Source organism: Gramella sp. MT6 (assembly GCF_019357415.1).
Classification (GTDB): Bacteria; Bacteroidota; Bacteroidia; order Flavobacteriales; family Flavobacteriaceae; genus Christiangramia.
Map to the genome: position 1 here is coordinate 2376290 of NZ_CP048410.1, position 26067 is coordinate 2402356.

24 protein-coding genes are annotated in these 26067 nt (G+C 39.9%); 13 read left to right on the forward strand and 11 right to left on the reverse strand.

Going from position 1 to position 26067, the window contains the following annotated elements:
* Positions 1-221: 221 nt before the first annotated feature.
* From G3I01_RS10685 to argH, 9 genes are all read left to right on the forward strand, one after another.
* The gene (locus G3I01_RS10685) at positions 222-863 is read left to right on the forward strand and encodes a GNAT family N-acetyltransferase (protein ID WP_219547687.1); all 642 of its coding nucleotides are present in this window, start codon (positions 222-224) and stop codon (positions 861-863) included.
* Between the two features lie 90 nt (positions 864-953).
* Entirely contained in the window at positions 954-2141 is a 1188-nt protein-coding gene (gene argG / locus G3I01_RS10690; protein ID WP_219547689.1) for an argininosuccinate synthase, read from the forward strand.
* Positions 2138-3103 carry an N-acetyl-gamma-glutamyl-phosphate reductase gene (gene argC, locus G3I01_RS10695; protein WP_219547691.1) on the forward strand — a complete coding sequence of 322 codons (966 nt, stop codon included), beginning with the start codon at positions 2138-2140 and terminating at the stop codon, positions 3101-3103. The genes argG and argC overlap by 4 nt, the downstream gene beginning before the upstream one ends.
* 80 nt (positions 3104-3183) lie before the next feature.
* A complete protein-coding gene (gene proC, locus G3I01_RS10700; RefSeq protein WP_219547693.1) occupies positions 3184-3978 on the forward strand; it encodes a pyrroline-5-carboxylate reductase in 795 nt (264 codons plus the stop codon).
* Between the two features lie 2 nt (positions 3979-3980).
* Entirely contained in the window at positions 3981-5138 is a 1158-nt protein-coding gene (locus tag G3I01_RS10705; RefSeq protein ID WP_219547695.1) for an aminotransferase class III-fold pyridoxal phosphate-dependent enzyme, read from the forward strand.
* 38 nt (positions 5139-5176) lie between these two features.
* Positions 5177-6124, forward strand: coding sequence for an N-acetylornithine carbamoyltransferase (locus G3I01_RS10710; RefSeq protein WP_219547697.1), 948 nt, complete (start codon positions 5177-5179; stop codon positions 6122-6124).
* 79 nt (positions 6125-6203) lie between these two features.
* Positions 6204-6980 (forward strand): acetylglutamate kinase, encoded by a 777-nt coding sequence (gene argB, locus G3I01_RS10715; RefSeq protein WP_219547699.1) that lies wholly within the window; start codon positions 6204-6206, stop codon positions 6978-6980.
* Positions 6980-8047, forward strand: coding sequence for a M20 family metallo-hydrolase (locus G3I01_RS10720; RefSeq protein ID WP_219547701.1), 1068 nt, complete (start codon positions 6980-6982; stop codon positions 8045-8047). Before argB ends, G3I01_RS10720 begins: the two co-directional genes overlap by 1 nt.
* 153 nt (positions 8048-8200) lie before the next feature.
* Positions 8201-9478: an argininosuccinate lyase gene (argH, locus tag G3I01_RS10725; protein ID WP_219547702.1), complete on the forward strand. Its 1278-nt coding sequence runs from the start codon at positions 8201-8203 to the stop codon at positions 9476-9478.
* 66 nt (positions 9479-9544) lie between these two features.
* On the opposite strand, the gene leuB is transcribed toward argH, so the two are convergent.
* From leuB to G3I01_RS10745, 4 genes are read right to left on the reverse strand one after another with little or no spacing between them, the layout of a single operon-like run.
* On the reverse strand, positions 9545-10660 hold the full coding sequence (gene leuB / locus G3I01_RS10730) for a 3-isopropylmalate dehydrogenase (protein WP_219547703.1): 1116 nt from the start codon (positions 10658-10660) through the stop codon (positions 9545-9547).
* The gene (gene leuD / locus G3I01_RS10735; protein ID WP_219547704.1) at positions 10657-11286 is read right to left on the reverse strand and encodes a 3-isopropylmalate dehydratase small subunit; all 630 of its coding nucleotides are present in this window, start codon (positions 11284-11286) and stop codon (positions 10657-10659) included. The genes leuB and leuD overlap by 4 nt, the downstream gene beginning before the upstream one ends.
* Positions 11287-12669 (reverse strand): 3-isopropylmalate dehydratase large subunit, encoded by a 1383-nt coding sequence (gene leuC / locus G3I01_RS10740; RefSeq protein ID WP_219547705.1) that lies wholly within the window; start codon positions 12667-12669, stop codon positions 11287-11289. It lies immediately after the preceding gene.
* Positions 12670-12675: 6 nt separating this feature from the next.
* Entirely contained in the window at positions 12676-13848 is a 1173-nt protein-coding gene (locus tag G3I01_RS10745; RefSeq protein ID WP_219547706.1) for a 2-isopropylmalate synthase, read from the reverse strand.
* Between the two features lie 148 nt (positions 13849-13996).
* On the opposite strand from G3I01_RS10745, the gene G3I01_RS10750 reads away from it, so the two are divergent.
* Together G3I01_RS10750 and G3I01_RS10755 are read left to right on the forward strand one after the other, a co-directional pair.
* Positions 13997-15541 carry a hypothetical protein gene (locus tag G3I01_RS10750; RefSeq protein ID WP_219547708.1) on the forward strand — a complete coding sequence of 515 codons (1545 nt, stop codon included), beginning with the start codon at positions 13997-13999 and terminating at the stop codon, positions 15539-15541.
* A gap of 10 nt (positions 15542-15551) precedes the next feature.
* Positions 15552-16421: a DMT family transporter gene (locus G3I01_RS10755; protein ID WP_219547710.1), complete on the forward strand. Its 870-nt coding sequence runs from the start codon at positions 15552-15554 to the stop codon at positions 16419-16421.
* Positions 16422-16442: 21 nt separating this feature from the next.
* On the opposite strand, the gene G3I01_RS10760 is transcribed toward G3I01_RS10755, so the two are convergent.
* The 3 genes from G3I01_RS10760 to panB all read right to left on the reverse strand — a co-directional run bounded on the left by G3I01_RS10760 (position 16443) and on the right by panB (position 18940).
* On the reverse strand, positions 16443-17288 hold the full coding sequence (locus G3I01_RS10760) for a neutral zinc metallopeptidase (protein WP_219547712.1): 846 nt from the start codon (positions 17286-17288) through the stop codon (positions 16443-16445).
* Positions 17289-17339: 51 nt separating this feature from the next.
* Entirely contained in the window at positions 17340-18044 is a 705-nt protein-coding gene (locus G3I01_RS10765; RefSeq protein ID WP_219547713.1) for an RNA pseudouridine synthase, read from the reverse strand.
* A 77-nt stretch (positions 18045-18121) separates the two neighbouring features.
* Entirely contained in the window at positions 18122-18940 is an 819-nt protein-coding gene (gene panB / locus G3I01_RS10770; protein ID WP_219547714.1) for a 3-methyl-2-oxobutanoate hydroxymethyltransferase, read from the reverse strand.
* A 62-nt stretch (positions 18941-19002) separates the two neighbouring features.
* On the opposite strand from panB, the gene G3I01_RS10775 reads away from it, so the two are divergent.
* Positions 19003-19464 (forward strand): nuclear transport factor 2 family protein, encoded by a 462-nt coding sequence (locus tag G3I01_RS10775; RefSeq protein WP_219547716.1) that lies wholly within the window; start codon positions 19003-19005, stop codon positions 19462-19464.
* Here G3I01_RS10775 and G3I01_RS10780 read toward each other — a convergent pair.
* The 4 genes from G3I01_RS10780 to G3I01_RS10795 form a co-directional block, all read right to left on the reverse strand.
* The gene (locus G3I01_RS10780) at positions 19461-20489 is read right to left on the reverse strand and encodes a formylglycine-generating enzyme family protein (protein WP_219547718.1); all 1029 of its coding nucleotides are present in this window, start codon (positions 20487-20489) and stop codon (positions 19461-19463) included. The genes G3I01_RS10775 and G3I01_RS10780 overlap by 4 nt on opposite strands.
* A 96-nt stretch (positions 20490-20585) precedes the next feature.
* The gene (locus tag G3I01_RS10785; protein WP_219547724.1) at positions 20586-21590 is read right to left on the reverse strand and encodes an alcohol dehydrogenase; all 1005 of its coding nucleotides are present in this window, start codon (positions 21588-21590) and stop codon (positions 20586-20588) included.
* 154 nt (positions 21591-21744) lie between these two features.
* Complete coding sequence (locus G3I01_RS10790) at positions 21745-22434, reverse strand: CPBP family glutamic-type intramembrane protease (RefSeq protein WP_219547727.1); 690 nt, start codon at positions 22432-22434, stop codon at positions 21745-21747.
* Positions 22435-22447: 13 nt separating this feature from the next.
* Entirely contained in the window at positions 22448-23881 is a 1434-nt protein-coding gene (locus tag G3I01_RS10795; RefSeq protein WP_219547729.1) for an L-serine ammonia-lyase, read from the reverse strand.
* A gap of 214 nt (positions 23882-24095) precedes the next feature.
* On the opposite strand from G3I01_RS10795, the gene dnaK reads away from it, so the two are divergent.
* Positions 24096-26021: a molecular chaperone DnaK gene (dnaK, locus tag G3I01_RS10800; RefSeq protein ID WP_108172836.1), complete on the forward strand. Its 1926-nt coding sequence runs from the start codon at positions 24096-24098 to the stop codon at positions 26019-26021.
* The last annotated feature ends 46 nt before the right edge of the window (positions 26022-26067 follow it).

Sequence of the window (26067 nt, forward strand, 5' to 3'; positions counted from 1 at the left end):
CCCTTTTCCATTAATATTATTTGATTTTTTCCATCTTGAATTACCTAAACAGCATAGAATACAAACTTTATATCAGCACTTTTACTGATATATCTCCTATGCGCCGACGTTTTCCCCGTCGCACGTAAGTGCGTCTATATATCTATGGAACTTAGGTGAGTCCGGTTCCGCTCTCGAAACCCCCAGATCAAAACAATTTTTTCAACATAAAACTTTAGCAGATGAAAATTATCATTGCTAATAAATCTCATGCTTCTTACGCTGAGATCATTTGTAACACTATCGAAGAGTCGGCCAAGGTCCGTGGAACCGGTATTGCCCGTAGGACTCCTGAGTACATCATTAATAAGATGGAAAAAGGAAATGCCGTTATAGCTCTTGAAGGTGACCAATTTGCCGGTTTCTGCTATATAGAAACCTGGAGTCACGATAAGTACGTCGCAAATTCCGGTCTTATTGTACATCCAGATTTCAGAAATCATGGGCTGGCCAAAGAGATCAAAAAAGTGATCTTCAAACACTCCAGAACCAAATATCCCCAGGCGAAGATCTTTGGAATCACCACAGGTTTGGCGGTAATGAAGATCAATTACGAACTGGGATACCAACCGGTTACTTTTTCTGAATTAACCGATGATGAAACCTTCTGGAAAGGTTGCCAGGGTTGTAAGAATTATGATATTCTAACAAGGACCGAAAGAAAAATGTGTCTTTGTACAGGGATGTTATACGATCCGGAAAAGAAAAAGGAGAAAAAGAAAACCCCGGAGAGCATTAGCAAATTCAACGATAAAGCTTTTCAGAGATTAAAACATATCAAACAAACTCTTTTCTATAAAAAGGAAAAGGCAGAGAAAGAGTAATTATTAAAATATCCGTCAAGCTGAATTTATTTCAGCTTCTCATTAGATCCTGAAACAAGTTCAGGATGACGATAGAATTTAAATCATCAAATGAAAAAAGTAGTAATAGCATACAGCGGAGGATTGGATACCTCATATTGCGCGAAATATTTATCTGAAGAAGAAGGATTTGAAGTACATGCGGTGAGTGTGAATACCGGTGGTTTTTCAGAAGAAGAAATCAAGAAGATAGGCGAAAATGCAAAGAAGATCGGTGCCAGCAGTTATAAGAATATCGATGCCATTTCTTCCTTCTATCAAAAAGTAGTGAAGTATCTCATTTTTGGAAATGTTTTGAAAAATGATACTTATCCATTATCGGTAAGTGCAGAAAGGATCATCCAGGCGATCGAGATCGTGAACTATGCCAAGAAAGTAGGAGCAAAATATATCGCTCATGGAAGCACCGGAGCAGGAAATGATCAGGTGAGATTCGATATGATCTTCCAGATAATCGCGCCAGATATTCAGATCATCACTCCAATCAGGGACAAACAGCTTAGCAGACAGGAAGAGATCGAGTATCTTAAGAGTAAAGGCGTGGAGATGAACTGGGAGAAAGCCAAATATTCTGTGAATAAAGGACTCTGGGGAACCAGTGTTGGAGGAGCAGAAACACTGACTTCAGAAAAAGCCTTACCGGAAGAAGCTTATCCATCTCAGTTAAATGATAAAGAACCAAAACAGGTAAAACTTAGTTTTACTAAAGGAGAACTAACTGCCATTAATGGAAATGAAAACTCACCTGAAAAGAACATAGAAATTCTTGAAGAAATTGCCGCGAAATATGCTATTGGTAGGGATATACACGTGGGAGATACGATCATTGGGATTAAGGGAAGAGTTGGTTTTGAGGCTGCTGCTGCTTTGATCACGATCAAAGCTCATCATTTGTTAGAAAAACATACCTTGAGCAAATGGCAGCTTCAACATAAGGATTACACCTCAAACTGGTATGGCATGCATCTGCATGAAGGATTATATCTGGACCCGGTAATGAGGGATTTTGAAGCACAGCTTGAAAGTTCTCAGGCTAAAGTGACCGGAGATGTGTTCGTCACTCTTCATCCTTACAGATTTACTTTGGATGGAATCAAATCTTCGAATGACCTTATGAACAGCAGTTTCGGGAACTATGGTGAAGAGAATAAAGCCTGGACCGCAGATGATGCCAAAGGATTCATTAAGATCCTTTCTAACTCCGGGAAGATCTATCAACATGTAAATCAGGATTCATGATCGAGGCAGGAATTATAGGTGGCGCAGGATATACCGCAGGAGAATTGATCAGGATCTTACTTAATCATCCTCAGGTAAACCTGAACTTTATTTTCAGTACTTCCCAACCTGGGAAACCAATTCATAGCATCCACCAGGATCTTATTGGCGAAACTGAAATTCAATTTACCAATAAGATAAATACTGAAGTAGATGTAGTTTTTCTTTGTCTTGGCCATGGGAATTCTAAAAAGTTTCTTGCTGAAAATCAATTTTCAGAAAAGACAAAGATCGTTGATCTGAGCACCGATTTCAGACAGAAATCTGATGATCACTCATTTGTTTATGGCCTTCCGGAATTGAACAAAGATGAGATTAAGTCGGCTGAATTTATAGCAAATCCTGGATGTTTTGCAACAGCGATCACTCTGGCAATTCTTCCTCTGGCAAAAAATGGACATTTAAAGGATGATATTCATGTGAATGCAGTTACTGGAGCAACCGGAGCGGGAACTTCGCTTTCAGAAACTACTCACTTTACCTGGAGGGATAATAATTTTTCAGCTTATAAATCATTTGAGCACCAACATCTGAATGAGATCGGTCAGAGCTTAAAGCAGCTGCAGTCAGATCATAAAGCAGAAGTGAACTTTATTCCTAACAGGGGAAATTTTTCCAGAGGAATTCACGCAACTGCATATACCAAGTTTTCAGGAAGCCTGGCAGAAGCAAAAAAGATTTATGAAGATTTTTATGCCGGCGCAGCCTTCACTTTTGTAACCGATGAGGATCTGCATTTGAAACAGATTGTCAATACAAATAAATGCCTGTTAAGATTACAGAAGTTTGGTGATAAATTGCTAGTGACCAGTATAATCGATAATTTGTTGAAAGGAGCTTCCGGTCAGGCGGTGCAGAATATGAATTTGATGTTCGGCCTGGATGAAAAAATGGGCTTGAATTTAAAAGCGAGTTATTTTTAATAGGCGTCATCCTGAACTCGTTTCAGGATCTTAGAGAAGCTGAAATGTGTTCAGCTTGACGATTTAAAAAGAATATTGATATGAAAATAGGAATTATTGGTGCAGGAAATCTGGGAGTGTCCATTGCAAAAGGACTCATTTTCAGTAATGCCTTTACCACGCTTTATCTGAGCAAACGTAAAATTGATGACATTCAGGAGTTTTCTGAATATTCAAAAGTTACGGTTACTTCAGACAATCTTGAATTAGTGCGGAATTCAGATATCCTGATCTTCGCCGTTCAGCCTACTCAATTGGAAAAGATCCTATACGAGATCAAAGACGAACTAACCGATAAACATGTTTTGATCTCTACCGTCACCGGGTTTAAAATTCCGCGAATGGAAAGCATTATTGGGGAAGAGCATTTTATCATTAGATCGATGCCTAATACCGCGATCGCTGTTGGTAAGTCGATGACCTGTCTTTGCAGTAATGAAAAAGGACAGAAAAGGATCGCCATTGCCGAAGCTATTTTCAACAGGCTTGGTAGCAGTATCATTATTCCTGAAAATAAAATGCAGGCTGCCACGGTGATCTGTGCCAGTGGAGTCGCCTTCTGGATGCGTTTGATACGCGCAACCACTCAGGGAGCAGTACAACTCGGTTTCGATGCGAAAGACGCTCAGGAGCTTTCTATGCAAACCTGTTTGGGTGCTGCGAGTCTGTTGATCGAATCCGGGAAGCATCCTGAAGAGGAGATCGATAAAGTGACTACGCCTAGAGGCTGCACTATTGAAGGTCTTAATGAAATGGAACACAACGGACTTAGTTCCTCGTTGATCAAAGGAATCCAGGCCTCATTCAAAAAAATTAATAATATTTCAGATCAGTAATTATGCAATTATTTGATGTTTACCCACTTTATGATATCACGCCGGTAAAAGGTGAAGGCTGCTACGTTTTTGACGAATCCGGGAAAAAATACCTGGATCTGTATGGAGGGCATGCAGTGATCTCTGTTGGGCATGCACATCCAGAATATGTGAAATCTATTCAGCAACAGGCTGCAAAATTGGGTTTCTATTCGAATTCGATCAAAAATCCATTACAACAGGAACTTGCTGTTAAACTGGAAAAAGTTTCAGGAGTTAAGGATTACAGTCTCTTTTTGTGCAGTTCAGGAGCTGAAGCTAATGAGAACGCACTAAAAGTTGCCTCTTTTCAAACCGGGAAGGACAGGATCATCTATTTTGAAAATGCTTTTCACGGAAGGACCTCAGGGGTAGTTGCCATTACCGATAATGAATCTATTAAAGCGCCTTTCAATCTTGGCCATAAAGCGACAAAGCTGGCTTTTAATGATACTGACTCTTTAAAAAGGGAGATCGAAAAAGGTGATGTGGCCGCGGTTATTTTTGAAGTGATTCAGGGAGTTGGAGGATTGGACGAAGCTGAATCTGATTTCTATAGATCGGCGGCTGAATTATGTAAAGAAAATCAGGTCATGCTCATTGCAGATGAGGTGCAATCTGGTTATGGTAGAACGGGTGATTTTTTCGCATTTCAGAAACATGGTATCAGACCGGATATTATCACTATGGCAAAAGGAATGGGGAACGGATTTCCGATTGGTGGTATCCTGACCGATAATAATATTCAGCCGAAATATGGAATGCTGGGAACCACATTTGGCGGAAATCATCTTGCCTGTGCCGCGGGAATTTCTGTATTAGATATCATTAAGGAGGAGAATTTGATGCAAAATGCGGCTGGGGTTTCTGAATTCGTAAAGTCAGAAGCGGCTAAAATTCCTGAAATCAAAAAAATAAAAGGAAGAGGTTTGATGATTGGATTGGAATTCGATTTTGAGATAGCTGCTCTCAGGAAAGAACTTTTATTTGAACATGAGATCTTTACCGGTGCATCATCCAACAAGAAGTTGTTGCGTATTCTGCCGCCATTGAATATTAAAAAAGAACATTTTAAAGGTTTTTTCAGTGCCCTAAAATTAGCCTTGAAAAACCAGGAACATAAAACAATGAAGTCATCCTGAAGCAATTTCAGCCTGACGAATATTAGAATTACCAATAAATGAAAAACTACATCAAACTATCAGACATAGAGGATCTCGAATCCATGATCAGAGAAGCCAGAAGCCTGAAAGCTCATAATCCCGATTCCAAAGTTGGAACTGGAAAAACCCTGGGAATGCTTTTTTTCAATAACAGTCTGCGTACTCGTTTAAGTACGGAAAAAGCTGCGAAACTGTTGGGAATGGAAGTGATGGTAATGAATGCTGATAAAGATGGCTGGGCGCTGGAATTTGAGGATGGTGCGGTCATGAATTCAGATAAAGCAGAGCATATTAAAGAAGCCGCTGCCGTACTTTCTCAATATTGCGATATTATAGCGGTAAGAGCTTTTCCCGGACTAAAGGATAAGGAAAAAGATGAATCTGAACATGTGCTGAATAGTTTTAAAAAATATGCTTCTGTTCCAATTGTAAATCTGGAGAGTGCAACGGGTCACCCATTACAAGCTTTGACGGACGCAATCACCATTCAGGAATTTAATAAAGCGGAAAGGCCAAAAGTTGTTTTAAGCTGGGCGCCGCATCCAAAAGCTCTGCCTCAGTCAGTTCCAAATTCGTTCGCCGAAATTATGCAGCGCCTGGATGTTGAGTTTGTGATCACCAATCCTGAAGGATATGATCTTGCTCCGCATGTTAGGAATAATGTGAAAGTAGAGCATGACCAGGAAAAGGCGTTTCAGGATGCCGATTTTGTCTATGTGAAGAACTGGAGCAGTTATGAGAATTATGGTGAGGTACTGAAAGTGGAAAAGAACTGGACAGTTGATCAGTCTAAATTGAAAACCACCAATAATGCGAAGGTAATGCACTGCCTCCCGGTGAGAAGAAATGTAGTCATTGCTGATGATGTTCTGGATAGCGAAAACTCTATAGTGATACACCAGGCTAATAACAGGACCTTCGCTGCGCAGACGGTATTGAAGAGGATTTTAGAATGTTCAAAATAAGATCGTCAAGCTGAACTTGTTTCAGCTTCTCAATAGATCCTGAAACAAGTTCAGGATGATGTAAAGCTATAAAGTCAATATGAAACAAACCCTGAAAGTCATAAAAATAGGAGGAAAGCTAATTGAAAATGAAGCTTTCCTGAATTCCTTTCTGGAGGACTTTGTGCAACTGGAAGGTCCAAAGATCCTGGTTCATGGTGGTGGTAATAAAGCCACCGAGGTTGCGGGAAAACTTGGTTTTGAGACCAAAATGGTTGATGGTAGAAGGATCACAGATAAGGATTCGATGGAAGTAATAACCATGGTTTATGGCGGACTATTAAATAAAAGTATCGTTGCTCACCTCCAGGCCAGGAAACAAAATGCGATCGGCCTATGTGGAGCAGATGGAAAGGTTCTGATCTCAAAAAGGAGAGAGGTAAAGGAGATCGATTATGGTTTTGTTGGGGATGTAGAAAAAGTGAATTCAGATTTTATTAATTCAATTCTTGCTCTGGATATGGTACCGGTATTTTCGGCAATTTCATGTACGGCAGAAGGAGTTCTTTTAAATACTAACGGTGATTCAGTAGCTTCAGAAATTGCTGTCGGGATGAGTAATTCTTATGAAGTAAAGCTTTATTACTGTTCCGAGAAAAAAGGTGTTTTGACCGATATTGAAGATGAAGACTCGGTAATCCCGGAGCTGAATTCTGATAATTATAAGGAACTGGTTGCTTCAAAAGTGATTACAGACGGAATGTTGCCTAAACTTCATAATTGTTTTGAAGCTATTAATGAAGGAGTTTCTGCAGTAATTCTGGGAGATGCGGGATTATTGAAGAAGAATTCTATCCATACCAAAATTGTAAAATAATGCAGTTAGATCAACTTCAGCAAGAAGCAATAGAATTACTCAAAAACCTGATCCAGACGCAGTCATTTTCCGGCGAGGAGGATAAAACAGCCGATCTTCTTGAGAATTGGTTCAAACAGCATGAAATTCCGCATAAGAGGTTTTTAAATAACGTTTGGGCCGTTAATGAACATTTTAACAAGGACAAGCCTACACTTTTGCTAAACTCTCACCACGACACGGTAAAACCGAATTCGGCCTATACCAGAGATCCTTTCAAAGCAGAGATCGAAAATGGCAAATTATATGGATTAGGTAGTAACGATGCAGGCGGATGCCTTGTTTCGCTTTTAGCAACATTCACTTATTTGTATTCAGAAGAAAATCTAAGTCATAACATTCTGTTTGCGGGAACGGCGGAAGAAGAGATCAACGGTAAAAATGGGATCGCCGCGTTGCTTCCGGAAATCCCGAAAATCGATGTGGCTATAGTTGGTGAACCAACACTGATGAACCTCGCGGTTGCAGAAAAAGGCCTGGTGGTATTTGATGCCGTAGTGAAAGGAACTCCTTCGCATGCTGCGCATCCCAATAATGATAATTCGATCTATAAAACAGCCAAAGTTCTGGAGTGGTTTGAAAACTTTAAATTGGAAAAGGTTTCTAAAAACCTTGGAGAAGTAAAGGTGACCGTAACCCAGATCAATGCCGGGAGTCAGCATAATGTAGTTCCTGCAAAAACGCATCTGGTCATCGATGTTAGGGTAAATGATAAATACAGCAATAAAGAGATCGAGCAGATCTTAAAAAATAAAGCTCCGGTTGACGAGATCAATGCCCGGAGTTTACGATTAAATTCATCTTCAATTTCGTTGGATCACGAACTGGTTAAAGCTGGGATAGACCTGGGAATGGAAACTTATGGTTCGCCAACCTTGAGTGATCAGGCGATGTTGAGTTGTGCTTCCTTGAAATTAGGACCTGGTGATTCCACCAGATCTCATTCGGCAGATGAATTTATTTATGTAAAGGAGATCGAAGAAGGAATTGAAAAGTATATAAAGCTGCTTGAAAAGGCGTTGAAGTAAAAGTTGAATTAAACCTGATGCACTGAGCCTGTCGAAGTGCGACAGGCTCAGTGCAACAGCGTTAAAAGGAACAATGCGTCAAGCTGAACTTGTTTCAGCTTCTCATGAGATCCTGAAACGAGTTCAGGATGACGAAATATTAAATATGATAATATGAAACTCTGGGATAAAGGTATTTCAATAGACAAACAGATTGAAAAATTCACTATTGGAAATGACCGTGAACTGGATATGCATCTGGCCGAATATGATATTCAGGCTTCCAAGGCACATGCTAAGATGCTGGGAAAGGTTGATATTTTGACTGAACAGGAGGTAGAATTACTTCTTGCTGAACTTGATATCCTGAAGGATCAGCTGGAAAAAGGACAATTTGAGATCGAAGAGGATTTTGAAGATGTTCATTCAAAGATAGAATTCGAACTCACCAAAAAACTCGGAGATACCGGTAAAAAGATCCACACCGCCCGTTCGAGGAATGATCAGGTTCTGGTAGCACAGCAGTTATATTTTAAAGATAATCTACAGCAGATCACTTTAAAAACTAAAAAACTTATTGATGTACTTTTGTGCCTGGCCGATGAACATAAGGAAGAGGTTCTTCCCGGATACACCCATCTGCAAGTAGCAATGCCATCTTCTTTCGGGTTGTGGTTTTCAGCTTATGCTGAATTGCTTATTGATGATCTCTATTTACTGGAAGCTGGTTTGAAAATCGTGGATCAGAATCCTTTAGGTTCCGCAGCCGGTTATGGTTCATCATTTCCTATTGACAGGGAATTCACGACAAAAGAACTTGGCTTTTCAACCCAGAAGTTTAATGTGGTCGCGGCACAGATGAGCAGGGGAAAATGTGAGAGAACGGTAACTTCTAATATCGCGTCTCTGGCCAATACACTTTCCAGGTTTGCTATGGATATCTGTTTGTATATGAGTCAGAATTTTGATTTCATCACCTTTCCGGATGAGCTTACCACAGGTTCCAGTATTATGCCGCATAAGAAGAATCCGGATGTTTTTGAACTTGTGAGGGGGAAATGCAATAAACTTCAGGCTATTGCCAATGAAATGATCCTTATCACCAACAATCTGCCAAGTGGTTACCACAGGGATTTTCAACTTATTAAAGAGAATAGCATTTATGCAGTTGAAAATATGAAGGAGATACTAGATGTTTTTACGCATTCTATCGCCCAGATCAAGGTGAAAAAAGTAGATCTTAAGGATGAGAAATATAAATACCTGTTTACAGTAGACAGTATTAACGAACTGGTGATCAATGGAACATCATTCAGGGACGCATATAAGATAATAGGGGAGCAGGTTCAAAACGGATCCTATGAGGCTTCAGAAGGAATGAAACATACACATTCAGGAAGCAAAGACAATCTTTCACTGAATATGATCAAAAACAAATTACAGCAGCTTTAAATAGAATTGCCTCCTGAAGATAAAATCTAACAGGAGGCAGTTTTCTAAACAAACATGAACTAATCTTTATATTATAGTCATTTGACCAAGGTTGAGGTTTTCATTGTTAACTATATGACCTTCGGTATCGCTGATCACACTTTCCAGAAAATCTCCAACCCTTTCAGTTGAATAATGATTGTCTTTATTGATATCTATAGTACAAACATTCAACTTTATACTTAATTCTACGGCCATTCTTACCGTTTCAGCTTCTTTCTTAAGACCTAAATGATCCAGCATCATCGCTGCGGAAAGTACCGAAGCAACCGGATTGGCGATTCCCTTACCTGCAGCCTGAGGATACGAGCCGTGAATTGGCTCAAAAAGAGCATTTTCAGTACCAACAGAAGCAGATTCAAGCAATCCAATACTTCCACCAATAACACTCGCCTCATCTGAAATAATGTCTCCGAACATATTTTCGGTAAGGATCACATCAAACTGTTTTGGATTCAGGATCATTTGCATTGCGGCATTGTCCACGAATAAATAATCGACCTTTACTCCAGGATAATCTTTAGCGATCTCGGTCACCGTTTTTCTCCATAAACGAGAAGTTTCAAGAACATTTGCTTTATCGATTAGTGTTAATTTTTTCCGCCTATCTTCAGCAGCCTTAAAAGCCAGGTGAGCAATTCGTTCTATTTCTTCTACGGAATAGGTACAAAGATCTGAAGCACATCTGCCATCTTCAGACGTACTCTTTTCTCCAAAATATATTCCACCGGTGAGTTCCCGGAAGATGACCATATCTGCACCTTCAATATTTTCAGGTTTTAAGGGAGATTTATGGATAAGGCTCTTATAGGCTCTAACCGGCCTGATGTTAGCGAAAAGTCCAAGTTCCTTTCTAAGTTTAAGCAATCCCTGTTCCGGTCTTATTTTTGCCGAGGGATCATTATCATACTTAGGATCACCAATTGCCCCAAATAGCACAGCGTCAGATTTTTTACATAGTTCGAGTGTGGTTTCTGGCAACGGATCCCCCAATAAATCTATTGCAACAGCACCCACTTCAGCTTCTTCAAAAATGAACTCATGATCAAATCTATCTGCAACAGCCTTCAGCACTTTCACTGACTGCTGTGTTATTTCAGGACCAACCCCGTCTCCGGGAAGTACAGCTATATTGAATTTCATATTTTTTCAGTTTGTAGGGTTTGTTGCGGTTCTGTCTGTCCGCTTCGTTTATTTTCAAATTTTTTAATGGCTTCCAGTTTACTCGTTAAAAAGTCGATATCGTCATAACCATTGATCAGACAGGTTTTTTTATAAGGGTCTATATCAAAATGTTCAGATTCTCCTGAGCTTTGAATACTTATCTTTTGTTCTTCTAAATCAATGACCACCTTTTCCTCGGCTTCTTTTTCTACAGCGGTGAATAATTTATGAAGAAAGTCAGGGCTTACCTGTACCGGTAATAATCCATTATTTAAGGCATTTCCTTTAAATATATCTGCAAAATAGCTGGATACCACCGCTTTGAAACCGTATGCTTTTATAGCCCAGGCAGCATGTTCACGGCTGGAGCCACAACCAAAATTATTCCCAGCAAGTAGAATGGAGCCAGAATATTTATCCTGATTCAGCACAAAATCTTCATTTGGCTCTCCTGTTTTATCAAAGCGCCAGTCGCGGAAAAGATTCTCTCCGAAACCTTCCTTATCTGTTGCTTTTAGAAAACGGGCCGGAATGATCTGGTCAGTATCTACATTCTCAGCATCCAACGGCACGACCGTATCTGTTAATTTTATAAACTTTTCCATTTAGTTCAATGTTTGAGTATAATCTGAAATTTTACCTGAAATTGCGGTTGCAGCAGCAGTTAGCGGGCTGGCCAGAATTGTTCTGGAACCGGGCCCCTGTCTGCCTTCAAAATTTCTATTACTTGTAGAGACACAATATTCTCCCTCAGGTATTTTATCATCATTCATAGCTAAACATGCTGAACATCCCGGCTGTCTCAAGGTAAAACCGGCATCTTCAAAAACTTTATCGAGGCCTTCTTTTTTGATCTGTTCTGCAACCTGACGGCTACCCGGCACGATCAAAGCGTTCACATTTTCAGCTTTCTTCTTTCCTTTGATATAAGAGGCAGCAACCCTGAAATCCTCAATTCTGGAGTTAGTACAACTACCAATGAAAATATAATTTATCGGCTTCTCCAATAAGGTTTCGCCCGGCTTAAAATTCATATAAGCAAGAGCCTTTGCATCACTTTTATTTCCTTCCACCGGAATAGATCCTGTAAGCTTGATCCCCATTCCCGGATTTGTTCCGTAGGTGATCATAGGTTCAATATCTTCGGCTTCAAAGGAATACTCCTGATCGAATTCTGCATCAGCATCGGTTTTCAATGTTTCCCAATGAGCTTTCATTTTTTCAAACTCAGCTCCTTTTGGAGCGAATTCCCGTCCTTCCACATAATCTATAGTAGTCTGGTCTGGAGCAATCAATCCGCCGCGAGCACCCATTTCAATGCTCATGTTGCAAACGGTCATTCGCCCTTCCATAGACATCTCCTCGAATACATTTCCTGCATACTCGCAGAAATATCCTGTACCTGAATTTGTTCCAAGCTTGCTGATGATATAAAGGATGACATCTTTTGGAAGAACTCCGTTTTTCAGTTTTCCATTGACGTTCACCCGAAGCTTCTTAGGCTTTTCCACGAGTAAACACTGGCTGGCAAACACCTGGGTCACCTGGCTGGTTCCAATTCCGAATGCAATTGTTCCAAAGGCTCCATGAGTAGAAGTGTGGCTATCCCCGCAAACTATGGTCATACCCGGTTGAGTAATACCAAGCTCGGGAGCCATCACGTGAACAATGCCATTATAAGGATGCCCTAAACCGTAAAGAGTAATATTGTTCTCCTCGCAATTCTGGCTAAGTTCCTTCAACTGTTTTCTGGACAAAAGATCCTTCACCGGAAGGTGCTGGTCTTTTGTAGGTGTATTATGATCGGCTGTAGCAACGATCTGGTCCGGACGAAAAACCGGAATATCTCTTTCCTTTAATTCATTAAAAGCCTGTGGGCTGGTCACTTCATGTATCAGATGTTTATCGATATATAAAATGTCCGGCCCATTAGGTATGCTTTCCACAATATGGGAGTCCCATATTTTGTCAAATAAAGTTTTCTTCATAATCAATTAAGCAATTGCTCTTGAACTTTTTTTGAAAATGTCCATGATAGTATGAATATCATGATCTGCCACTTCTTTCTTAGCATCGGCGAAATTCAGGAATTCATGATACACATGATCTAATTCAAGTTTGGTAAGATCGTATCCCATTTTCTTCGCTTTGTAGGCTAAAGCAGCTCTTCCGCTGCGGGCAGTTAAAACAATAGCCGACTCGGTGACCCCGACATCGGCTGGATTTATAATTTCGTATGTTTCTCTGTTCTTGATGACGCCATCCTGGTGAATACCTGAGCTATGTGCAAAGGCATTCGCACCGACGATTGCCTTGTTCGGCTGGACGTACATTCCCATTTCTCTGGAGACCATTTTACTGGTATCATACAACAATTGCGGATTGATATCCGTATTCAATTGTAAATATGGATGTTGTCTCAAGATCATGACGACCTCTTCTAAGGCTGTATTCCCGGCACGTTCTCCAATACCATTGATGGTACATTCGATCTGTCTCGCGCCATTTGTGATTCCCGCAATGGCATTAGCGGTAGCCAATCCAAGGTCATTATGGCAATGGCAGGAAATGATCACATTTTCGATGCCGATCACATTTTCCTTTAAATATTTGATCTTTTTCCCATATTCTTCAGGAAGACAATATCCGGTTGTATCCGGAATATTCAATACGGTAGCGCCATTTCTCACCGCTTCTGAACACACTTTTGCAAGGAATTCGTTCTCGGTTCTTCCGGCATCTTCGGCATAAAACTCAACATCATCAACGAAAGTTTTGGCAAAGGCAACGGCCTCACCAGCTCTTTCAATGATCTCCGGTCTGGTAGATTTGAATTTATATTTAATATGAGAATCGGAAGTTCCAATTCCTGTATGTATTCTTGGTTTACGGGCAAATTTAAGCGCTTCGGCAGCAACTCTAATGTCATTCTTAACAGCACGGGTCAGTCCACATACAGTTGCATTCTTAACGAGTTTCGAAATCTCGTTTACCGATTGAAAATCACCAGGACTTGAAACAGGAAAACCGGCTTCTATCACATCCACGCCCAGTTCATCCAGTCGCGCAGCAATTTTTAATTTTTGTTCAGTATTCAGTTTGCAGCCGGGGACTTGTTCTCCGTCCCTCAATGTAGTGTCAAAAATTTCTACCTTTTCAGTACGCATATGAGATTTATTTTACTTTATCTTTATCTAAAGTATCGGAATAAGAATGCTTCGCCCACCCGGCAATGAAAAGCGTTACGATACTAAAGAAGGATAATTAGCCTCGTAAACCCTTGTTTTGTAGGGTTTTGCAAAATATTGATTTACAATGACCAATGACTTAACCGAAAACCTGTTTTCTTTAATAAAATCCCTTTCTGCTTCTGAAAAGAGACAGTTTTCTCTATATGTGGGTAGGGTTGGAGTGAATTCAGATTCTAAATTTCTGAATTTATATAAGGTGATGTCCCGTCAAAAAAAATACGATGAAGCAGAAATTCTGAAAAGTACCAGTATAAGTAAGCTTCAGCTTTCTAACGTAAAAACACATCTTTATAAGCAACTTTTAATTTCTCTCCGGCTGAATCCTGCCCATCAAAGCATCCCGGTACAGATAAGGGAGCAACTTGACTTTGCCTATATTCTTTATCATAAAGGGCTTTATCAACAAAGTTTGAAATTACTTGATAAAGTGAAAAGTCTTGCCCTGAATTACGAGGAAAAGAATGTCGCTTATGAGATTCTCGAGTTGGAAAAAATCATAGAATCGCAGTATATCACCCGGAGTATGAACAACCGTGCCGAAACTTTGATCAAGCAAACCGAAGAATTGAACCGGCTTAATCTCATCTCCAGTAAACTTTCAAATCTGTCTCTGGAACTGTATTCTATTTTTCTGAAAATGGGTTATTGCAGAACAGAGGAGGAAGCTCAGGATATCAAGGATTACTTCAGAAAAAAATTACCAAGATATGATTTTAAGGAACTTGGATTTAAGGAGAGATTATGGCTGTACAAAGCACATTTATGGTACAGTTTCCTAATCCAGGATTTCCTAGGTTGTTACCGTTATTCTATGAAATGGAAGGATCTTTTTGTTGAATATGAACATTTAATCCCTATTCATCCGGTTTCTTACTTAAAAGGCAACCATTATTTACTGGAATCACTGTTCTATTTGAATCATACAGATCTTTTTGAGGTTACTTTAAAAGAGCTTGAAGATTCCTTGCGCGATCCCAAGATCCCTCATAACGACAATATTTCGGCATTATCATTCCTATATGTCTATTCCAATAAACTTAACCTTCGTTTTATGAAGGGTGAATTTGGAGACTCAGATGAGCTGGTAGAAAAGATCACCCAGAAGATCGCGAAATTCAAGGGTCGTATCGACGAACATCATATTATGGTTTTCTATTATAAGATCGCCTGTTTATATTTTGGCGATGGGAATAATAAAAAATGTATTGAATTCCTGAAAAAGATCATCAATAACAAATCCCTCGAAATGAGGGAAGATTTGATGTGCTTCTCCAGAATTCTAAATCTGGTGGCGCATTATGAAGCAGGTCTGGATTATCATCTTGATAGCCTGGTGAAATCGACCTATAAATTCCTGATCAAAATGGATGATATGCATGAGGTACAAAAGGAAATGATCAAATTCCTTAGAAATCTTCCTGATGTTTCTCCATTGGATATCAAAGATGAATTTAGAAAATTACATAATACTCTAAAGAAATTTGAAGACCACCCTTATGAACGCAGAGCTTTTCTTTATTTGGACATTCTCTCCTGGCTTGAGAGTAATATCGAGAACAGGCCGGTAAAAGAGATCATTACTGAGAAATTCAAGGAGCTTTCAAGATAATTATAGGGATTTGGCAGATAGGAAACATTTGATAAATATATTCCAGTTGAATCTAGCGGTTTTGCTCATCAGCACTTCCGGAGTTCTTGGTCGATATATTACTTTAGATCCGGTTACCACAATATTCTACAGGTGTATCCTCGCTGTTTTTGTTTTTTATCTCTATTGTCGCTGGAAAAAGATCGATCTAAAAATTGAAAACAAAAATGATCTCTTAAAGCTGATTCTTGGAGGACTCCTAATGGGAGGGCATTGGATCACCTATTTCTATTCTCTCAAATTTTCCAGTGTAGCCATTGCTTTATTGTCGTTATTTACCTACCCGGTAATCACGGCATTCCTGGAACCAATCCTATTTAAAACAAAATTCAATAAAGTTCATATTGCTCTTGGAATATTAGTTCTGACAGGTATTTATTTTCTTAGTCCGAAATTCGATCTCGAAAACAATTACTTTATTGCCATAATTTTCGGGATCGCTTCTGCAATATTCTATGCCTTCCGGAATCTTTTGATGAAGCGGGAAGTTGAAAGATATAATGGGTCGGCGTTGATGTTCTACCAGATCCTGGTAGTTTCGATAGTGCTGATACCTTCCATTTTCTTCAGTGAATTTTCAGAAGTAACCAGTCAATGGAAACCCTTGCTGGTGCTAGCAATTCTTACAACATGCATCGGTCATACTTTATTCCTGCAAAGCTTTAAGAATTTTACTATTACCACTGCAAGTATTATGAGTAGTATTCAGCCGGTATATGGAATAATTCTGGGAGCGATTTTCTTAAGTGAGATCCCTTCCCTAAAAACTTTAATAGGTGGAACTTTAATAATAAGCGCTGTCATTATTGAAAGTATTATCTCTGTTAAGAATAATAAGTAAGTTTAGATTATTTTTTTGATATCAATTAAGGATCTCGCTGAAAGTATCGCCCTGCCTGATGTCTCCGGAATTATAACCTCTCATAAACCATTTCATGCGCTGTTCAGAAGTTCCATGAGTAAAGGAGTCTGGATTTACCCTGCCCGAGGTTTTTCTCTGGATCGCATCATCTCCAACGGCATTGGCGGCACTTAAAGCTTCCTCAATATCACCTTCCTGAAGATATTGTTTGTTGTAATAAGCCCACACACCGGCATAAAAATCGGCCTGAAGCTCTAAAGCGACCGATAGTTCATTCGCCTCTTCCCGGCTAGTTTGTTGTTGTAATTGTCTTACTTTCGTGGCAGTTCCCAACAAATTCTGAACATGGTGGCCAACTTCGTGTGCCATTACGTAAGCAATCGCAAAATCACCTCCTTGGGCACCAAACCTATCACGAAGTTCATTAAAGAAACTCAGGTCCATATAAACTTTTTGATCACCTGGACAGTAAAAAGGACCGCTGGCAGCAGAGGCGCCGCCACAGGCGGTTTGAACCGCATCGGTGAAAAGAACCATTCCCGGTTCTCTATATTGCATCCCGTTTTCAGAAAATATGGAATTCCAGGTGTCTTCGGTATACGCAAGAACCGTAGCTGTGAAATCTCCAAGTTCTTTTTCTTCAGGGGTAAGTTCTCTAACTTCAGTAGAATTTCCGGAAGGTTCATCTAATTGGTCCAGGACAGAAATATCTCCGTCGCTAAGCACGAACTGGGCAATAACAAATATCAATCCTATAATTCCACCGCCAGCTATAAGTTTACCCTTTCCTGAACTTCCCCTGCGATCTTCCATATTATCGCTCTGTCTATTACCGCGCCATTTCATTTTTTAAACTTTTATTTAAAAATAATGAATTAAGAGTTTGGTAACTTTTAATTATTTCATAATTGCATCCCAAATAGGATCTGATGGGGGAGGAGCAACAATGTGAATAAGCTCCTTTTTTACCGGGTGTGTGAATTTTAATTCCCGTGAATGTAAATGAATGCTGGCGTCTTTGTTACTACGGTCAAATCCATATTTAAGATCACCTTTTATTGGGCAGCCAATCGCCGATAACTGACTTCTTATCTGGTGGTGTCTGCCGGTATGAAGATCGATTTCCAGCAAATAGTAATTGTCCAGTTTTTTAAGTAACCGGTAATCCAGGATCGCTTTTTTACTATCGGGAACTTCATTTTTATGGGCGTAAGATTTATTCTGTTTAGAATTCCTCTTCATGTAATGAACCAGTTCACCGCTTTCATTTGGAGGCGGATTTTTTACAACAGCCCAATAGGTCTTTTTTGCTTTCTTATCTTGAAATAATTTATTCAGTCTAGGTAAGGCTTTAGAGGTCTTTGAGAAAACTACGATTCCGCTGGTAGGACGGTCCAATCTGTGAACAACGCCCAAGTAAACATTACCTGGCTTGTTATATTTCTCCTTTAAATAAGACTTAACAACTTCACTCAAAGGCTTATCACCGGTCTTATCTCCCTGTACAATATCTCCTGCGCGCTTATTCACGATGATAATATGATTATCCTCGTGGAGTACTTTTAAATTATTCTTGTTGGAGAATGTTTTTTCTGAATCCAATTATGATAAGTTTATAGACGAATTATACTGAAACCTAATCTTAGTAATTATTAACTTTCAGCTTGCTAACTTCTAACTTAGTATTGTTCGTCATCTGATGGAAAAGCTTTGCTTTTCACATCATCTCTGTAATTTTCAAATGCTTTGGTCATTTCAGCATGCAAATCGGCGTACCGTCTTAAAAACCTTGGATTGAACTCGTGGGTCATTCCTAACATATCATGAATAACCAGAACCTGTCCATCAACGCCATTACCGGCACCAATACCAATAACAGGAATAGTAAGGCTTTCCGCAACTTCTTGGGCCAGTTTAGCTGGGACTTTCTCAAGAACCAATGCAAAACAACCCATTTTTTCGAGCATCTTAGCGTCAGATTTCAATTTCTCTGCTTCCTGATCTTCCTTAGCTCTAACCGTATAGGTTCCGAACTTATAGATTGATTGCGGGGTGAGCCCTAAATGTCCCATAACCGGGATCCCAGCATGGAGAATACGCTTTACGCTTTCCTTTACTTCTTTTCCGCCTTCAAGTTTAACCGCATGACCTCCACTTTCTTTCATGATCCTGATGGCCGACCTTAAAGCTTCTTTAGGGTCACTCTGATAACTTCCGAAAGGCAGGTCTACAACAACCAGGGCACGATTAATAGCTCTAACTACACTGGTAGCATGATAGATCATCTGGTCCAGGGTAATAGGAAGCGTAGTTTCATGGCCAGCCATAACATTACTGGCAGAGTCACCAACAAGGATCACATCTATCCCCGCACCATCAACAATTTGAGCCATGGTAAAATCGTATGCCGTAAGCATACTGATCTTTTCTCCGTTAGATTTCATGTCTACAAGAGACTTTGTGGTGATACGTTTGTATTCCTTTTTGGCAACTGACATTGGGTTGATTTTAAATTTGAGTAAAAGTAGTAAATTCGTGAGCCACATTCAAAACTACTTTCATGATGAAAAGAATCTTATCAGTTGCCTTTTTTCTTATCAATATGACCGTTTTTGCACAGGCTGAAAAATCTTCAGACAGCCCTAAACAATTAGTGCTTGATTTCTTTGAAGCATTTCATGCTCAGGACACTGTGAAACTTAAAAATTTTGCGGTGGAAGGGACCATACTTCAATCAGTTTCAATGGATGCCGAAGGGAATACAAAACTGAGTACAGATGATTATTCAAAATTTATAAAAAGCATCGCGTCAATTCCTGCGGAAGCTAGCTTTCAAGAGAAATTGCATGAGTTTAGAATTGAAGAGAACGGTCTTCTGGCTACAGTTACCACGCCTTATTCCTTTTATTATAATGGAAATTTAAGCCACTGCGGAGTGAACAGTTTTGAGCTGGTAAAGTTTAATGATGTATGGAAGATCACTTATTTGATAGATACCAGGACTAAGGAAAACTGTGATTAGATATCCTTTACACATCTGAAACCGGTATGTTCCAATCCGGTGTCTGGCGCTGAACTCATCCTGGCTGCATTTCTATAACCTGTGCAATAAGTTTCGCTGCAGAGAAAAGATCCGCCTCGAATTACCTTTTGCTGTTCCATATTCACGAATTCCTTAAAATATCCATCGGTTCTTTTATCGAGCCTCGAATAAGCATCGGGGTAATAAGTATCAAAGCACCATTCCCATACATTCCCTGAGGTTTCATATAATCCGAAGTCATTGGCCGGATAAGACATTACCGGGGCTTCTTTTTCAAAATGATCTTCAACCGAATTCTGTCTGGGAAAATTCCCCTGGAAGAAATTGGCCATTTCAGGAGCTTTTTCAAATTCATTTCCCCAATGATAAATAAGCGTGTCGTTACCTGCCCGGTTAAAATATTCATATTCAGCTTCGGTAGGAAGTCTTTTGCCGGCCCATTTAGCATAAGCCATTGCATCATACCATGATACCTGGACTACCGGGTAATTTTCTTTTCCTTCAATATCACTATCAGGTCCTGTTGGGTGTTGCCAATTCGCGCCTTTTACGAATTTCCACCACCATTCAGGATTATAAGGATCAAAAACCAAGGCACCGGCTTCATATTTCTTCCCCTTAATTTTGAAAGAGCGTTCAGCGGTGGTTACATAACCAGTTTCGTCTACAAATTCCTGAAATTGAGCGTTGGTCACTTCGGTCTTATCTACCCAGATAGGATTAATATTTTCTTTATGTCGCGGAAATTCATCCTGGCGGGCCTGATTGCTATTTCCTCCCATCATAAAGCTACCTCCAGAAAGCTTAACCATATTAGATGTGGAAGAGGAATCTGCCCTGGTGTCTATAAATGAGATCTCCCTAAGATAATTTTTATGGTAGTCACCAAAATCCTTTTCGGGGACTTGATCAATCACCTGAATAGGTTTCGATTTTTTGTCGTCACCACATGAAGCGAGTATTAAAATACTGGAAAAAACTAGCGTGATCAGCTTAAGTTTCAAGGCTTGTAATTTGAAAATTAAGCCTCAAATATAATGATAAAAAAACCGGAAAATCAATAATCTGACTTTCCGGTTTAATAGGCTAGCATTCGAAATTTATGGTTTTAAAACCACTCTGAACCTTGCCTTATTATTCATCATCTTTTCAAAGGCTTCATTTGCCTTATCGAGTGGATATTCTTCTATCATTGGTTTAGTGCCTGTCATGGCACTAAAATTTAAGGTGTCTTCAGAATCTATCGCGGTTCCGCTTGGCCAACCCGCAGCAGATTTTCTGCCCATTAAGAGCTGCATAGGTGAAACTTCGATGGGTTCACCGGTTGCGGCAACCATTAATAGTTTACCATCAATGCCCAGCCCGTCTACAACTGCCGAAATAGCGTCGCTATGTGGTGCGGTGGCTAGAATCAATTTAGCACCTCCTAGTTTCTGTAATTCTTCGGCACCATCTTTTTCCCCGGTATTAATGAAGTGGTGAGCTCCAAGATCTTCCGCAAGGCTTTTTTTATCATCGCTATGGGAAATGGCTACAGTTTTCATTCCCATTTTTGAGGCATATTGGATAGCAAGATGTCCTAATCCTCCAATTCCCTGAACTGCGACCACATCACCGGCTCTTATTCCTGAATTTCTTAGTGCGTTATATACGGTAATACCTGCGCATAGTAATGGCGCGGCATCTGCAGATGATAATTCATCGGGAATTGCAGCAACGGCTTCTTTGGGAGCGGTCATATATTCAGCATAACCACCATCATAAGATATTCCGTTTATTTTACCATTCTGGCAGTTAATAAAATCTCCGCGTCTACAGGGCTCACATTCAAAACAATGTCCTCCATGCCAGCCTACACCCACACGCTGACCTTTTTCCCAATTAGAAACATTTTCACCTACTTCTTCCACTATCCCAACAACCTCATGTCCCGGAATCCTTGGATATTCAAGTCCAGGAAATCCACCGGCTTTTACAAAATTATCACTATGACAAATTCCGCATGCTTCTACTTTGATCAAAACTTCATTTTCAGAAGGGCTTGGTTTATCAACATCTTTAATGATGAAATCTCCTCCTGCTTTTTCTATTACTGCTGCTTTCATATGTTTTTAATATTTGATTTTTTAAAGGTCATATGCGATTCGCCTGAAAAGTTTCTGGATAGAAATAAATTTTCAAAAGGCTCATTTCATATTTATTTTATTGGAAGCAGAAGTTACGAAATGAAGAGCGTAAAAAGCTATAAGGCTTTGTTAATTAAGATAATGTAAAGGGGAGTAGGATGATAAGTACCATAGAATTATTCATGCTATGCATTAAAATAGGCCAGATCATTTCTTTATTTTCCAGTTTGATCTTGCCGAAGAAGAATCCTGCGATTATCCTGGGAAAGATCATCATAATAAGGACAAGGTCCAATTGAAAGCTGTCTACATAGTTATAAATGTGGACAAAACCGAAAATAATGGAACCTGCGATCCAGATGATTAGATAATACTTGTGGAGCCAATAACAGGCATATTTGTAGAACCTTGGCGGGATTAATTCTCCCAACGCATAATAGCACAAGAACAAACTACCAAATACAAGAGCATATTTAAGGAGCCAGTGAGCGTCTTCAGGAATGAACAATGTGCTAATGATATACAGGATGGCACAGATAAAAAGTTTTAAGCTTGAGGCAGATGGTTTTAAGACACTTCTGAATATACTTTCCTCTAGAATTGGAGCGGCAACAGCAGCCAGGAAAATGAATTGTAATGGACTTTCTTCCAGAATTTTCAAGATCTCTATTTGCTCATATTTCTGAAAATTCAGGTCAAATATCAAAACATCTAAAACTTGAAGGCCTATAAAGAAGAGAAAATAACACAGGATCATTAAAGCAAAATTCCTGATAAGGTTTTTTACTTTTAATTCAAGATTATTCTGCCTTAATAAATTCAAATTTGTATTCCGTTTAGCAATCGCTCAGGCTAACCTTAACTGCGAGTCCACCTTCAGAAGTTTCTTTATATTTCTTATTCATATCCTTAGCTGTTTCCCACATGGTTTCAATAACCTTATCAAGTGGAACTTTAGCCCTGCTGGCGTCGCTTTCCATCGCGATTTCAGCAGCATTGATTGCTTTGATAGCGCCCATGGCATTTCTTTCTATACATGGAACCTGTACTAGGCCGCCAATAGGATCACAGGTAAGTCCTAGATGATGTTCCATGGCAATCTCACTGGCCATAAGAACCTGCTCTGGAGTTCCTCCCATAAGTTCTGTAAGTCCTCCTGCTGCCATTGCTGACGATACACCTATCTCTGCCTGGCAACCACCCATGGCTGCTGAAATGGTAGCTCCTTTTTTGAAAAGACTTCCAATTTCGCCAGCTACCAGCATAAATTTCTTAATATCCTCATAGCTTGCATCATGGTTTTCAATAACCATATAATACATTAACACAGCCGGTACAGTTCCTGCACTACCATTAGTAGGAGCTGTAACCACACGACCCAGGGAAGCATTTACCTCATTTACACTTAAGGCGAAGCAGCTTACCCACTTTAATATCTGACGGAATTTCACCTCGGTTTGCCTGATGGCAGGAATCCAGTCATCTACACTGCTATAATTTGTTTCCCCTATCAAACGCTGATGCATTTCAAAGGCCCTTCTTTTCACGTTAAGGCCTCCGGGTAAGGTTCCTTCAGTATGGCAACCTATATACATAGACTCCAGCATAACTTTCCAGATCTCTTTGAATCCGGCATCGATCTCTTCATCTGTTCTAAGGGAACGCTCATTTTCGAGAACGATCTCTGAAATTGGTTTGTTCTCGGCTTTACAATATTCCAGAAGCTCTGTCGCTTTTTCAACAGGGAAGGGGAAGGCCTGAAAATTCTTCATTTTCTTGCTGGCATTCTTTCGTTCTTTTTTAACCACGAAACCGCCACCAATAGAGTAAAAGGAAGAAGAAGATTTTTTACCATTATAGAGGCATGCTCTAAAGGTCATTCCGTTAGGGTGGAATTCTAAGAACTTACGGTTGAATTTGATATCTTCAGCAATACTAAATTCAATATCTCTTTCACCGTTCAGTAAAAGTTTCCCCGTTTCTCTTATCCGTTCAATTTCTGACTCAAGAATGGTAATATCCATGGTCACAGGATCGTGCCCTAAAAGACCTAATAGAGTAGCGATATCTGTAGCATGCCCTTTACCAGTAAGGCTCAGCGATCCATAAAGATCTACATGTATCTTCTCGACATCATCAAATTTATCTTTTTTCTTAAGTTCGCCAATCCATCTTTGGGCAGCTCTCCAAGGGCCAAGAGTATGTGAGCTGGAAGGGCCTACGCCAACCTTCAGCATGTCAAAAACGCTAATACATTCAATTTTTCGCATTCAGAGTAAAAATTTGAAGACAAAAATAAGGATTTGTTAATGCTGCCCATCAAAAATCGAGGAAATTATATGGGCCTCCTTTTTTGTGAAATGTGTGTGATGACAAGGTGTTTCAAAAAAGTGACAGTCTGTCAGAAGAATTGCGCTGGCATAATGATTGACTTCTAGTGACTGTAAAATTGATAAACTAACGTAAAAAACAAGTTATATAGTTATGAGTAAAGTAATTGGAATTGACTTGGGTACCACCAACTCCTGCGTTGCCGTAATGGAAGGTAGCGAGCCAACGGTGATACCTAATGCCGAAGGAAAAAGAACTACACCTTCTGTTATCGCATTTGTAGAAGGTGGCGAGATAAAAGTTGGTGATCCTGCAAAACGTCAGGCAGTAACCAACCCACAGAAAACTATTTCTTCTATAAAGAGATTTATGGGGAATAAGTATTCTGAATCTTCAAAAGAAGCGGGAAGAGTACCTTATACCGTAAAGAAAGGTGATAATGATACTCCACGTGTAGAAATCGACGGTCGTCTTTATACTCCACAGGAACTTTCAGCAATGGTACTTCAAAAAATGAAGAAAACTGCTGAGGATTATCTTGGACAGGATGTGACCGAAGCGGTTATTACCGTTCCTGCATATTTTAATGACTCTCAGCGTCACGCAACAAAAGAAGCTGGTGAGATCGCAGGTCTTAAAGTAAGAAGAATTATTAACGAGCCAACCGCAGCAGCACTTGCTTACGGATTGGATAAAAAATCTCAGGATCAGAAGATCGCTGTGTATGACCTTGGTGGTGGTACTTTCGATATTTCTATTCTTGAGCTAGGTGACGGTGTATTTGAAGTACTTTCTACTAATGGTGATACTCACCTTGGTGGGGATGACTTTGATGAAGTATTGATCGATTACCTTGCAGATAATTTCCAGAAAGCTGAAGACATAGATCTTAGAAAAGATCCTATGGCGCTTCAACGTTTGAAAGAAGCTGCAGAGAAAGCGAAGATCGAATTATCTTCATCTTCTCAAACAGAGATCAACCTTCCATATGTTACTGCTACTGCCAGCGGACCAAAGCACCTTGTAGAGACTATCACTCGTTCTAAGTTTGAGCAATTAGCTTCAGAATTGGTAACAAGATCTATGGAGCCTGTGAAAAAAGCTCTTAGCGATGCAGGTCTTTCTAAAAGTGATATCGACGAGGTAATTCTTGTTGGTGGATCAACCCGTATTCCTAAGATCCAGGAAGAAGTAGAAGCATTCTTTGGTAAGAAGCCTTCTAAAGGTGTAAACCCCGATGAGGTTGTAGCAATTGGTGCAGCTATCCAGGGTGGTGTACTTACAGGAGATGTAAAAGATGTATTGCTTCTAGATGTTACTCCACTTTCTCTAGGTATTGAAACTATGGGAGGAGTAAACACTAAACTTATCGAAGCGAACACTACGATCCCAACCAAGAAGTCACAGACCTTCTCTACAGCGGCAGATAATCAGCCTTCTGTTGAGATCCACGTACTTCAGGGAGAGCGTCCAATGGCGGCAGATAATAAGACAATTGGTAGATTCCACTTAGACGGAATTCCACCAGCGCCAAGAGGAACTCCTCAAATTGAAGTGACTTTCGATATTGATGCTAACGGTATCATTAAAGTAAGCGCGACAGATAAAGCGACAGGTAAGTCTCAGGATATTCGTATCGAAGCTTCTTCAGGATTGACAGAAGAAGAGATCGAAAAAATGAAGAAAGAGGCTGAAGCGAATGCTGATGCTGATAAGAAAGCAAAAGAGAAAGTTGATAAGCTGAACGAAGCTGATGCAATGATCTTCCAGACTGAAAAGCAGCTGAAAGAATTTGGTGATAAACTTTCTGATGAGAAGAAGAAGCCAATCGAGGAAGCATTGGAAGAGCTTAAGAAAGCTTATGAAACTAAAGAAGTTGAAACTATTCAGCCTGCTTTAGACAAGATCAATGAGGCATGGAAAACTGCTTCAGAAGAAATGTATAAAGCACAGGCAGAAGCTCAGGGTGGAGCAAACGGACAGCCAGGTGGACCACAACAAGGTGCAACCGGAGCTGAAGGTGGAGACGCCAAGAGTGGAGATGATGTAGAGGATGTAGACTTCGAAGAAGTGAAGTAATCTTTGAATCACAATAAATTTGAGAAAGCCTCGCAGAAATGCGGGG